Origin of the sequence: Mesorhizobium sp. M0910, assembly GCF_040319465.1 — a bacterium.
Classification (GTDB): domain Bacteria; phylum Pseudomonadota; class Alphaproteobacteria; order Rhizobiales; family Rhizobiaceae; genus Mesorhizobium.
In genome coordinates this window covers 85,574-97,963 of the sequence record NZ_JAMYNZ010000001.1, presented here as the reverse complement: position 1 = coordinate 97,963, position 12,390 = coordinate 85,574, and the positions used below count along the sequence as shown (strand labels likewise).

The following is a 12,390-nucleotide window of genomic DNA, read 5'->3' as shown; positions in this document are numbered from 1 at the left end:
GGCTTTTGTGGCCGTTGATTTAATTGGATTTTTTGGCCATTTTTGTCCCACCTCTTTCAACCCCCTCAGAAACTGGGACAATTTTGTTCTCTTTTCGATCGATAACCAGCAGGTATTTCGCCGCTCTCGCTACCTTCCGGCGACGCGCTTTCTTGATGTAGTGGTCGGGCTGCTGGTACGTAGTCCACCCATATATCGCCTTCAGCTGCTCGTGCGTCGCGCCGTTCTCAGCGGCGATCGTCGCGCCGGCCTTGCGAATTCCATGAGCACTGCAGTGCGGCAGCTCAGCTTGATCACACCACTGGCGCATCTTGTTGCCCAGACCGTTCTCCGAGAACCGGCGACCATACTCATTGACCAGGAAGGTCATCTGGTCGGAGGGCGTGTGCTCAAGTTCCGCCTCTAGTTCGGGCAGAAGCGGGAGCTCCACCAACACCGCATCCTTGTTACGACTGGTCTTCCCAGGCTTAATTCTGATCCACTTCTCCCACTGCTCGGTCTCCTCGTTGTAGACGAGCGTGATGTGCTGTCGACCGAAGATCGCGACGTCGGACAACCGCAGGCCAGTAAACATGAAGATCGAGAGCGCACGTCTGGCTGCGGTACCCAGCGGATGCCGCTTCTCATATTGAACGATCTCCGACACGTCCCATGGGTGCCAGCCGTCGCCGCTCTTTAGCCGTCTGATGCCGCGGGCGGGATTGGAGTCGACGCCCGGAATCTCTGTGTCCTTTGCCCACTCAAACATCGCGCTGATGGCTTTTACGATATTGTTTGCCGCGCCAAGGGCGTCGAGCCTGGTGTCCCTGATCTCCTTAACATGAGACCGTTTCATACCGGCGAATGGCAGAGATCCCTTGGTGGGATACTGAGGATCCGGGTCACCTTCGAGGGGATGAGGTAATTCGCATACGCGCTCCAGAATTGCTCGTCGGCGCGCCATAGTGTCTTGGGTGATTTCCGTGCCGCCCCGACGGTAATACTCCTGGCAAAGCCACAGCAACGTGCCTTTCTTCGCTGGCTCAGAAGGCTTGGGGAGGCGCCGGCAAATCTCGGGAAGAGTGCCGGGCCGAACATAAGTGACCTCGGCGCGCGCGCACCGCAGTTCCTCGAGGAACTCGTCGCTGCCGGTCGGTTCACGGAGCCGGACCTTCTTCCGACCCGGTGCGCGAAAATAGTACCGATCATTGCCGTGGCGATCAGTGTCCTTCACTACGCCCTTAAGATCGACCTTCACGGGCTCATCCGTCATGTTCGTGGTTTTCGATCCCAAGGATTGTCTAGTGGCGGCGAATCTTCGTCAAGCTTTGGTGCTCCTCCGATTTGGCGGTGAGGGAGCTTTCGAAACGCCAATACAAGTTCCTCGACGTCCCAAACAATGCGCCCCTTGCTCGGCATTCGTGGCTGCGGCATCCGGCCGTCCTGGACCATTTCATCAAAGGTCGTTGAGCTTACGCCGATGAACGTCGCAGCCTGCTCGCGATTGATTCCTACCGGCGGGAGCGAGGGCGGCAAGACGCTCGGGGTGCGTAGCATCGGTTTAGCGCGTTGAAAGCGCGTTTTTGACGCCTGCCTGTCTTCCTATGTACCTGTCCGAATATTGCAGACGCTCAATCATGTCCTGGCCCTGTGCTTGCAGGCTCACCCTAGGTCTCCAGACCTCAGGATCGCTCAAGACACCGGACTCTTTTCCAGCCTTTGTGTACGATGATGGGTATCTTAATGCGCTCGAGGCCAAGAACTGAATGGTCGGCGACTTGGAAGGGCAAAATGACCGTGGAACCACGAATCTGAGTCAGAGGCGCAATCCAACTGAGGAAAGTATGGCTGTGTTTTCAGACGGTTATGACTCTCATGCATGCGTAACAACCAACAAGAATACAAACAAAATATTTCTGTGGATTACTTTCATTCCTCATGGAATGCGCGACTGATTTGGTCCGACAGCGGCTTCACAAAATAAGAAAGCGCCGTACGCTCGCCCGTCTGGATGATCGCTTCGGCCGGCATGCCGGGCACGAGCGTCAGGTCCTTGAGCTTCGTCAGTTCCGCATGCGGAACCGACAGACGCACCAGGTAATACGAAACGCCGTTTTTTTCGTCCGTCGCCAGATCGGCTGCGATCCGGCTGACATATCCGTTCAATACCGGCGTGGTCCTCAGATTGAAGGCTGACATCCGCAGCACGGCCTTGTGACCAAGCTGGATTTGGTCGATGTCCTTCGGGGTGATTCGTGCTTCAAGCACAAGATCGTCGCCTTCCGGCACGATTAGCATAATCGGATCGGCGGGCGTGATCACTCCTCCGACCGTATGAACTGCGAGTTGTTGAATGGCGCCTGACTGCGGCGCGACAATATCGATCCGTCGCAGCTCCTGTTCAGCCGCCACCTTGCGCTCAACATACTCCCCAACCTGCGCCTGAACCTCTCTGAGCTCCTGGCCGACTTCCGTCTTGAAATCCGGATCGATCTGCAGGATCTGCAGGCGCGTTTCGGCTATGCGGGCTGCCGTCTGTGCCTGATGTGCAATCTTCTCACCGCGTTCGCCGCCGAAAGTGGCAACCTGCGTCTTCAGGCTGTTCAAGCGTTGGTCCGAGACAATGCCTTGGTCGCGCAGCCCACTCAGGGCAGCAATTTCCTTTTGGAGAATCTCGGTGCTTTTCTCACAAGCGATTTCCTGCGCCTTGAGCCCCTCGATCTCGTGCTCATATTGAGTGATGCGTTCCGCTAGCTGCGCCTGCCTTCCGTCGCGGGATTGTCTGCGGAATTCGAACAGCCGCGTCTCGCCATGTACTGCCGAAGCTACGTCCGGAACATCTCTGCGGGCGAGCAGCCAGTCCGGGAAGGCGATCTCCGCCAGATCGTCACGCTCAGCTTCGAGTCGTGCCAGGTTGGCGGCCAGCTCATCGAGCCGCTTGGTGACTACAGCGAGAGTGGCGCGCGTCTGGGTGGCGTCGAGCCGCATGAGGATGTCGCCGGCTTTTACTTTATCACCTTCGCTCACCAGGATTTCTCCCACCACCCCGCCGGTCGGGTGCTGCACCTTCTTCACATAGGAATCGACGACAAAGTGTCCGGACGCGACAACCGCACCGGAGAGATTCGTGAAGGCCGCCCAGGCTCCGGCTCCTCCAACAAAGATCACGCTCGCCAGAAGGCCCGCCACCAGGTGCCGGCGAATGGAGCTGGAAACGTCATTGTTCTGATGAATGCCGGCCACCGGGACCCTCCATGTCAGCGCGCTCTCCCACGTTATCCTGTGTAGACTCGATGGCCTTGACGCCAGCGCCTGGTGCCATCGCTGCCCTCTTCAAGACTTTGGAAAGCGCTTCATCACGCGCACCGAATGCTCGCTGCCGTCCACCTTCCATGACCAACACAAAATCCACGGCGCGGATGGCGCTCGGCCGATGGGCGACGACAACCGCAATGCCCTTGCGCCCGCGCACGGAGGCGATCGCCTTGACGACCGCAGCCTCGCCTTCCGCATCGAGATTGGCATTGGGTTCATCCAGCACAACAAGGAAAGGGTCTCGATAAAGAGCACGGGCAAGACCGATACGCTGGCGCTGCCCGGCGGAAAGTGCCGATCCGGCCTCACCAATCGGAGTTTCGTAGCCGTGCTCAAATCGGAGGATCAGTTCGTGCGTGCCCGCTGCTTTCGCCGCGGTGACAATAGCCTCAGGGTCAGGATTATCTTCAAAACGAGCGATGTTTTCGGCAATGGTGCCGTCGAACAGTTCAACACCTTGCGGCAGATAGCCGATATGACGGCCTAGCGCTTCCCGGTCCCATTGATCGAGGCTTGCGCTGTCGATGCGAACCTTTCCGGCGACCGGCGTCCATGCGCCGACGATGGCGCGCGAGAGTGTCGACTTGCCCGAACCCGATGCACCGATGATCCCGAGTGCGCTTCCCGCCTGAACGGCAAACGCAAGGCCGGTCACGGTCGGCTTCCTTTCGCCGGGCGGAACGATTGTCACGCCTTCGAGGCGGAGTTCGCGTTCAGGTGCAGGCATTGGCATAACAGGAGCGGTTTCAGGAACCTTTCCCAGGAGGTCCTCCAGCCGCGCCCAACCCTCGCGCGCCATGAGGAAGGGTTTCCAGCTTGAAATGGCCAGATCGACCGGAGCCAGCGCACGCCCCATCATGATCGAACTGGCAATCATGACCCCGGCCGTAGCCTCCTGCCTGATCACAAGGTACGCGCCGACGGCAAGAATGGCCGATTGCAGCAGCACGCGCAGCGACTTTGAAATGGCACCCAGCCCACCTGCCACGTCCCCGGCTTTCCGGCTGGCGGCCAGATACTTGGCATTGGCCTTGTGCCATCGGGCAGCGATCCGCTTTCCGAGACCGAGAGCTTGCACGACCTCGGCATTGCAACGCGCTGCTTGCAGTAGACCATTGCGTGCCATGTTGTGGGCAATGGTATCGCGTATCGGTCGTTGCGAGAGAGTGTTGGCAAGAAGTGTCAGAGATGTGAGACCGATCGCCCCGACAAGTGCCGTCATGCCGATCCAGAAATGAAAGAGGAAGCAAATGCCAAGATAAAGCAGCATCCATGGCAGATCGAAGAACGCTGTCGGGCCGTTTCCACCTAAGAATCCGCGAACATTGTCGAGATCGCGTAGCGGCTGCAAGCCGTCGCCCGGCATGCGCGTTGAAAGCGGAAGGCGAACGATCGCATCGTGAACGCGTCCGGAAAACTGTTCATCGAAACGCTCGCCAATCCGCAGCAGCACGCGCGCGCGCAAAATGTCGAGCAGGCACTGGAACGCATAAAGCCCTGTAGCAAGCACGACGAGCCCCACTAGCGTCGATACGCTGCCACTTGCCAGAACGCGGTCGTAGACCTGAAGCATGAACAGCGGCGAGATCAGCGCAAGCACGTTCACCACGCCGCTGATCAACAGAATTCCCCAAATAGCGGAACTCAGAGGGAAAGGTCTCAAAGCTGAATCCTTCAAGGAATGGTTACTCACGCAGGTCTCCGTGAGGATCTGGCGACCCAGCTCCCCATATTGCTCCCCGAGCGGCGACCGACTGCATCCGCTCGCTGCTTCAGGATCAGTGCTCCCGCCGAATATGTTTGGTTTGGCATCTAATGGAGCGGGTCAACAACAACACCGTCCGGCTGAAGGTTTGGAAGGGCAACGTCATCGTGGCCGGCCGCAAGGGCCCGAACAGGCTTCCGCCTCCACGCCTTCAGGGAGATTTCGGTGTACGACCAGCGCGACGTGCAGGGCTTCGTCAAGCTGTACACGCTGCGACTGCTCCCGGGCGCCCCGGCCCATCGCACGTAGCGGAAACGGAAAGCGCCCGCCCCCGGGGGGCGGGGCGCTGTTCCGTATGGGTTTTCTGGATCAAACGAAGGTGAAGTCCGACGCGGTCAGGCCTAGGTCGGCCACGGTGACCACACCGCCCAGGTGGACGAATTCATGCGCGCTGTTGTCGGCGGTGACATAGGCCAGAGTTGCGACTCTGTCGGTGTAGCTGCTTTGGTAGACAATGATGTCGCCGGCGTGCTCGCCGGAGATCGCACTCGCGGCTTCAGAAGCAGAGTTGAAAGATTCGCCAGTGATTACCACGACGTGTTCGCCGTTCGCACCCGAGGCCGCACCACTGTAGAAGCTGCTCACCGGGTAGCCGGACTGTATGCTGGCGTTGTTGACGAAGTTCGCGCCAAAACCGTCATTGTAGAGGCCCACCGCATCGAAGGCGAACTTGTCCTCCGCCGGGTTGAAATCGGTGATAGTGGTAATGTCCGACTTCGACCCGACAACCCCAGGCACCGGATTGTGGAACTGGAACACGAACGTGTCACTGTCGGTGCCCCCGGTCAACGTGTCCTGGCCGTCACCCACGTAGAGGACATCCTGGCCGGGACCGCCGCTGAGCCTGTCATTGTCCTCACCGGAGACGCGCGGGTTGAAGCGGCCGTTGTCGCCGGAGAGATCGTCCCAGCCATCTCCGCCGAAGATGCGGTCGTTACCCTTGCCGCCGATGAGTCGGTCACTGTCCGGGCCACCCGAGATCTCGTCGTTGCCGCCACGACCGTCAATCCAGTCACCGCCCTGGAAACCCTCCATCCAATCGTCAAGCTCGGTGCCGATGAGTGTTTCGGCACCCGGGCCACCCTCGATAATCTTTGCCATCGAAAATACTCCTAATGATGCACCCTGCCTGACGCGTTCATATTGCTCATCGGATAATTAGAGAAATCGATTGCTTGGATAGACACACATTTACGAAATGGATGCATTCACGTTCACTTCGCCCTTCTGCTGAGCAGTTGCGGGCTCGCTGGCGGCGGGGACGCTGGTCGCCCAAATCGATGAAGATTCGACACTCAAACCGGGACCAGGACGAACTTCGTAACGGGGCCGTCCTGGTTGGGCCCCAAACTTCTCTCTGTTTGCTCGACGCCGGCATACCCGCACCGTGAGCGCTGGACGAGGACAAGTTCCGCTGGCGGAGAACGGCGTGATCGGCTTGCCGCGCCGAAACTGATGGCGCTCGTCGAAGGCATGGACTGGACACGCGTTCGAGCCGAACGGCGACGGCGTCCGGCCGGAAGGCGGTGGCGAAGTGACTCAGGCGCAAAAGGCGGGCTTCAGGCCGTGCACAATAAGCTTCTGTCGGCGTCATGACGAGAAGCGCTTCGGCCCGTCCCCACGAAATCGATACGCTCAAGGCGATGTTCGTCGCCATGGCGGCGGAGAAGGCCGAACTGCAACAACTCCGGAGCGAAACACTCAAGGCCGAGATCGTCCGGATGGCGACACTCAACGAGCCTGCCCAGGAGCGGATCGCCGACCTTCATGGGATCGTCAAGCAGCTGGAGCGCGCCGCTTCGGTCGCAGCTCCGAGAAGCTCGAACGTGACCAGCAGGCCTTCGCCTTCGAAATCAGACCGGGCTCGGCGCGATTGAGTCCGAGCTCGAGGCCGCAAGACCGACAGGCGAGCCGCGACGTGCTGCGCGACCGCGCAAGGCGTTCCCGGCGCATTTGGAGCGGGTCGAGATCGTCATCCAGCCCGAGCCATGGGGGAAGAAGCGCTCCCGCAGCCAATCGTCCAGTCCGTCAAACGCGGTCGGCCGCACAGGCTTGCGAAACGGAACAGTCCCGCCCTCGCTTAGATACCGAGGCACCGTGTTGCGAGCGCACCCGAATTCGTTCGCCCGTCGGTTCCCCAGCCAAGCTCATGCAGCGGCAGCATCGCTGCCACCTCTTCAGGCTGAAGGATCTGCTCTCCCTGCATCGTTCTCGACAATGCAGGAATCGCCCAATCCCAATCGCCATCCATGCCTCCTCTCATAACCGAGGGGTCGTCGGCCGACAACTGAGACGTCCGGTGCTCTTAGGCGGGGTGATCATACGAGATGCCTCCTGCAACATCATTTCCCGCATCCATAGGCTTGCTGGATCATTATTGTGAAGCGCAGGCCATTGGACGGCCTCCGTGAATGCGGCAGGAAGTGGCGGCGGAAGTTCGACAATCCGCAGGGGTGTTAATTTTGCGAAATGCTGCGCCAGCCGTAAGGGCATTGTCCCGATGCGGTTGGTGCCTGATAGAAGGGGCGGGATCATGCTAAAGCCCTGTACGACGACCTCGATACGTCTCTCGAAACCGTTCTCGAGCAAATACCATTCCTCGATGGAGGGCTGCCGGGTGTCCCCGAATTTAAGCACAACCTGCCCCATCGACAAGTATCGGTCGAATGTAAGTGGCTCTGACAGCTGCTTGTTCGTGCCGCAGCCTACGCATACGAGTATATCTTCGAACAGGGCTGCGCGAGGATGTTTCGACATGAACACTTCCGGCATAATCAGAAAATCAACGTCGCCGCGCCGGAGAAGCTCCTCGGGGTCGTCGGAAATAAGCAGACATTCGAAGCGGACGGCGGGAGCTTCCCGCGCAGCACGCTTTACGATCTTCTTAAAAAATACGAGTGTGAGGTAATCGGAAAGGATGATGCGGAAGCGACGATCCGATCGGGCCGGGTTAAAGGCGTCCCAGGAAATAATCGACAGCTGGATGTGCAGCAATGCCTCCCGGACTGCTGTGGCGAGCCCCTCCGCGCGCGGTGTCAAAATGAGTTCGCGGCCGTTCATCGTAAATAGCTCATCGCTGAAATAGGCGCGTAACCGACCGACGGCGGCGCTCATGGCCGGCTGACTCAGGTTAATACTGCGGGCCGCGGCGGTGACTTTACGCTCCCTGATCAAAGCGTCCAGCACAACGAGGAGATTTAGATCGAGTCCCTTAAAACGCATGTATTGACCTATCCGACGCGTGGATGGGTATCGCCCAAAGAATCAATTTTACGAATGGTGAGTAGCGTCAACGCATCAGCCGACGACGAAATAGAGCAACCGATAGGAAGAACGGCAAAACCGTGTATATGCAAAGCGCGCCGATATGCAGGCCCATGCTGCCGGCCGGACGGCCAAGCATCGCCGGACGAATGAGGTCAATTGCATGTGCGAGCGGCAACAAGGAGGCGACGTCCTGAAAAGCGCCGGGCAATTGGTTGACCGGAAACATCGCGCCGCAAAGGAACAGCATGGGTGTTACAACAAGCGTATTATAAAATATGAAATATTCATAACTGGGCGCAAGCGCCGTGACGACCATCGCTAGACTCGCGAAGGCGAGGCCACTGAGAGCGATGACTGGCAGCAAGCAGAGGATGGATGGCCACGATGTGTAGCCGAGCGTGGTGGCAACAATAGTGATTGCTGTGCCCGCCATCAGGGCCTTGGTGGCTGCCCACGCCAATTCGCCGAGTAAGATATCGCCGAGCGTCAGCTGAGTGCATAGCATTCCTTCCCAGGTGCGCTGGTTGTCCATGCGGCCGAAACTCCCGTAAACCGTTTCAGCAGTCGCCGATGCCATCGCGCTTGTGGCAACCATGCCAGCCGCGAGAAACGCAATGTACGAAGTGCCCTCAACAGGACCTATCATTGTTCCGATGCCAAAGCCGAGACCGAACAGATAGATCATCGGATCGGCGAGGTTGCCGAGAACCGATGCAAGCCCGATTTTCTTCCATCCAAGATAGTTGCGGCGCCAAACCGCGACCCAATTCCACGCATTGGCGGGCATGGCCGCCGCATAACGTTCGCCCATTGTTCAGTCCTCCATCTCGCGCCCGGTTAGCCGCAAGAACACATCCTCGAGATTGGGGGGACGCTGCAGAAGGCGCAGACCCGCGCGCCCGCGTAGCTGCACCAGCACCTGCTCCGGATCGGGTGCATAGCAAAAAAGCGTCTCACCGCTCACCTCGATGCGCTGTGCGTACGGCCGGATCAGCGCACCCAGTTCATGCGGATTGCCGCCGTAGACCTCGACCACGTCACAGCCGATCTGCTCGTCAATGAGTGCGGACGGGCGGCCTTCGGCGATCTTGCGCCCCTCCTCCATAACGCACAGCCGATCGCACAGCCGCTCGGCCTCTTCCATGAAATGGGTAGTCAAAAGAATAGTCTTGCCCCGCGCCAGCAGCGATCGCAGCCGTTCCCAGATCAGGTGGCGGGCCTGCGGATCGAGGCCGGTGGTCGGCTCGTCCATCACCAGCAAGTGCGGGTCATTGATCAGCGCACGCGCGAGCGTCAGGCGCCGCTTCATGCCGCCGGACAGTTCGGCGACGCGCGCATCCGCTTTGTTCTCGAGGCGGGCGAACTCAAGCAGCGATGGTATGACCGCTTCGATCTGGCGTCTGCTCATCCGGAAGTAGCGCCCGAACACCAACAGGTTCTCGCGTACAGTGAACGCGGTATCAAGATTGTCGAACTGCGGGACCACTCCGATGCGCATACGTGCCAAACGCGCGCGCGCCGGCACTGGAGCGCCGAGCACAGTAATCTTCCCCGCATCAGGCGATGTCATGCCGAGGACCATACGCGCAATCGTGCTTTTGCCCGCACCGTTCGGTCCCAGGAGCCCGAAGCATTCCCCCGCCGCAACGCGGAACGACAGTCTGTCGACAACGAGCTTGTCATAAGTTTTGCTTACGTCAGTAAGATCGATCGCTACCATGGACATGGGTTCATTTTACCGAGAGGGACGCCAAGACTGGCGGTTGCTTGGTTGCCTGCCGGACCTGAAACTGTGACTCGTCTTCGCCATCCCAGCCGTCGATAACGAACTGATCGACATCACAAGGATTTAGCCCCTGTTCCGCCAAAGCGGCGACAATTGCGTCGAGATTATCGATGGTTTGATAACGCGGATTGTTGTGCCGCTTTTCCTGCTCAACGCAGAAGACGAGCCGTCCATCCTCGACAAGGGCGATCGCCCCATCATGGGTCAGCTTGGTACCACAGATGCGCATAGTGTCTCCACGTTAACGGCGATAGATTCGATTGATCAGGAAGCGGAAAGCGGGTTCCGGAAACGGACGAGCAAGCAGTCTTCGTTGACCGACTCGCCCCGACACTCAAGACGCTCTACCTCGATCAACGTTTCGTTCAGCATGGCGATGACCGGCTCAGCACCAGCGGCGTGACCCCAGCGACGGCAATTAGCATCCCTTGCCGATCCGAAGATCAGATGCCCGCCTGGCGCAAGCACCCGCACCAGGTTTTTGACGGCCGCGCGCATCTCGGCTATGTCTTCGAGGTAGTATAGGACCTCCGCCACAACGATCAGGTCAAACAACTCGTCGGTCGAAAACTGTTGAACATCGGAGACTATCCAGTTGATGCGCGACGGCTCCTTTATCCGTTGACGTGCTCGAGCAATCGCTTGCGCCACGACATCGATGACGGTGAGCCCTTGGCAGTAGGGAGCTAGTTTTTCCGTGAATGCGCCGGCAGCGCACCCGACTTCGAGGGCATTTGTAATGGAGCCTTGGGCAAGCGCCAGCTGGAGCATTTGCGTGTGGCGCTCCCGCTCGAACGGATTGCCGTCGAGGCGCCACGGATCGTCTGCGGCCAATTCCCGATCGAGCAACTGATGATTCATGTTCTGGGTCAAACTCGTCCACCTCTCGTCCACCTAGGTAATTAGCGATCACTCGTCGCCGCAGATGTTGCTCGACAGCGCTAATCCCGAAGAATCCGCGCAAGATTGAGCCTGCGAAGCGGAGCCGCATGCGGTGAGAATTCTGCCCTGCTTGATCCAGTGATCGGAGTTTGGGTGGGGGCCTGTTTTCCCCCAGTGTTCGATGTAGCGACAGCAGAGCTTCGCGACAGCCAATCGCTATTGCTCAATGTACACAGCGCGTAGGCCTTCAAGGGAAGTAAGAGAAAGATGTTGATGAACGTGTGCAGGGAAAAGCCCAGAAATCGAAACTGTCGAGCACGAAATGCTACCACGCAGCATCGGAGCATGGTCATGGACACAATCATCAGTCCTGTCCACCAAGGCACAGTGCCTGTCAGTGCGAAATGTGCGAGGCCCGTTAGTACCGATAGGGCGAGGAGTAGCGGCCCGAGATTCTGTCCGACCACGTCCAACGTGAGATAGCTATTGAGGCCGGGCAGCAAGCGCAGCCCAAGCAGCGTGTCCCGGAATGTGCTTCGTGCCCAACGGAGTTGTTGGCGCAGATACGGTCCGAGTCTGTTCGGAACGACTGTGGCCGCGATGGCGCCCGGAACGTACTCGGTTCGAAAGCCTGCTTTCAGCATGAGGATAGTGAGATGGCGATCCTCCCCGAAGTCGCTTGGCTTGCCCCGAAAAAATTGCGACTCGTACTGGTCCAGTAACAAAAGGAGCGCAGACCGGCGGTACATGGCACATGGGCCGCAACAGCACATAACGGCACCGAAGCGAGCCTGTGCCGCGCGCTCCTCGTTGCAAGCCAGCCAGTACTCCATGTCTATCAGCCTTGTCAGCCAGCTCTCGCTCCGGTTACTGGCAATCAACTGACCCATGACTGCGCCGACCGCTGGATCTCGCATCTTCGGTACAAGCTTGGTGATGACGTCGGACGCGAGTATCGTGTCTGAATCAACGTTAAGCACCAAATCCCCGGATGAGCGGCGTATCGCGGCGATCTGCGCCTTGCGCTTTCCAACATTCTCGGGAAGCAAAATGATGTCGAACCTAGGGTCGCGCGCGTAGGTTTCGTGGACAGTTCCTACGGCTTCGCGATTTCCAGAACCGTCATCAACCACATAGACCCGAAGTCTTCCGGCGTATTCTTGGTCTGCAATGGACGCCAGGCACTCTGAAAGCGTGCGCGGATCCTCGTTGAAGCAGGGGACGATGACATCCACGCTGGGCAGTTGATCGGAGCCGACGAGATCCTCCAACGCCGATGAGTCGTTTGTCGGCAGAGCATAAATCCCCTGCATGCTCTTATAAGCAGTCGAGAGCAGTGCATAAAGCGAAATGGCCACAGTGCTGGTTGTACCAAGAAGAGTCATGGGATCTCGTT

At 58.8% G+C, this 12,390-nt stretch carries 10 protein-coding genes and 2 pseudogenes; 1 reads left to right on the top strand and 11 read right to left on the bottom strand.

The annotated features are described in order from the left end of the window. Positions 1 to 19: 19 nt before the first annotated feature. The 4 genes from NKH78_RS00495 to NKH78_RS00480 all read right to left on the bottom strand — a co-directional run bounded on the left by NKH78_RS00495 (position 20) and on the right by NKH78_RS00480 (position 6,160). Complete coding sequence (locus tag NKH78_RS00495; RefSeq protein WP_352881510.1) at positions 20 to 1,237, bottom strand: tyrosine-type recombinase/integrase; 1,218 nt, start codon at positions 1,235 to 1,237, stop codon at positions 20 to 22. Positions 1,238 to 1,908: 671 nt separating this feature from the next. Then, on the bottom strand, positions 1,909 to 3,222 hold the full coding sequence (locus NKH78_RS00490; protein WP_352881507.1) for an HlyD family type I secretion periplasmic adaptor subunit: 1,314 nt from the start codon (positions 3,220 to 3,222) through the stop codon (positions 1,909 to 1,911). Beyond that, positions 3,197 to 4,972, bottom strand: a complete 1,776-nt coding sequence (locus NKH78_RS00485; protein WP_352881972.1) for a type I secretion system permease/ATPase — start codon at positions 4,970 to 4,972, stop codon at positions 3,197 to 3,199. The genes NKH78_RS00490 and NKH78_RS00485 overlap by 26 nt, the downstream gene beginning before the upstream one ends. 396 nt (positions 4,973 to 5,368) lie before the next feature. Continuing rightward, a complete protein-coding gene (locus NKH78_RS00480) occupies positions 5,369 to 6,160 on the bottom strand; it encodes a calcium-binding protein (protein WP_352450736.1) in 792 nt (263 codons plus the stop codon). Positions 6,161 to 6,702: 542 nt separating this feature from the next. Between NKH78_RS00480 and NKH78_RS00475 the strand changes: the two genes are divergently transcribed. Beyond that, entirely contained in the window at positions 6,703 to 6,936 is a 234-nt protein-coding gene (locus tag NKH78_RS00475; RefSeq protein ID WP_352881504.1) for a hypothetical protein, read from the top strand. Between the two features lie 111 nt (positions 6,937 to 7,047). On the opposite strand, the pseudogene NKH78_RS00470 reads toward NKH78_RS00475, so the two are convergent. The 7 genes and pseudogenes from NKH78_RS00470 to nodC all read right to left on the bottom strand — a co-directional run. Further along, positions 7,048 to 7,310: pseudogene (locus NKH78_RS00470) on the bottom strand (hypothetical protein); the annotation flags it as partial. Between the two features lie 8 nt (positions 7,311 to 7,318). Next, the gene (locus NKH78_RS00465; RefSeq protein WP_023678269.1) at positions 7,319 to 8,281 is read right to left on the bottom strand and encodes a LysR family transcriptional regulator; all 963 of its coding nucleotides are present in this window, start codon (positions 8,279 to 8,281) and stop codon (positions 7,319 to 7,321) included. 67 nt (positions 8,282 to 8,348) lie between these two features. Beyond that, positions 8,349 to 9,137, bottom strand: coding sequence for an ABC transporter permease (locus NKH78_RS00460; RefSeq protein ID WP_352483783.1), 789 nt, complete (start codon positions 9,135 to 9,137; stop codon positions 8,349 to 8,351). A 3-nt stretch (positions 9,138 to 9,140) separates the two neighbouring features. Continuing rightward, complete coding sequence (nodI, locus tag NKH78_RS00455) at positions 9,141 to 10,052, bottom strand: nodulation factor ABC transporter ATP-binding protein NodI (RefSeq protein ID WP_023719311.1); 912 nt, start codon at positions 10,050 to 10,052, stop codon at positions 9,141 to 9,143. A 43-nt stretch (positions 10,053 to 10,095) separates the two neighbouring features. Further along, positions 10,096 to 10,341: pseudogene (locus NKH78_RS00450) on the bottom strand (carbamoyltransferase N-terminal domain-containing protein); the annotation flags it as partial. A gap of 35 nt (positions 10,342 to 10,376) precedes the next feature. Beyond that, a complete protein-coding gene (gene nodS / locus NKH78_RS00445) occupies positions 10,377 to 10,973 on the bottom strand; it encodes a nodulation methyltransferase NodS (protein ID WP_352450799.1) in 597 nt (198 codons plus the stop codon). Between the two features lie 80 nt (positions 10,974 to 11,053). Continuing rightward, positions 11,054 to 12,379 carry a chitooligosaccharide synthase NodC gene (gene nodC, locus NKH78_RS00440; RefSeq protein ID WP_352457036.1) on the bottom strand — a complete coding sequence of 442 codons (1,326 nt, stop codon included), beginning with the start codon at positions 12,377 to 12,379 and terminating at the stop codon, positions 11,054 to 11,056. Positions 12,380 to 12,390: the final 11 nt, after the last annotated feature.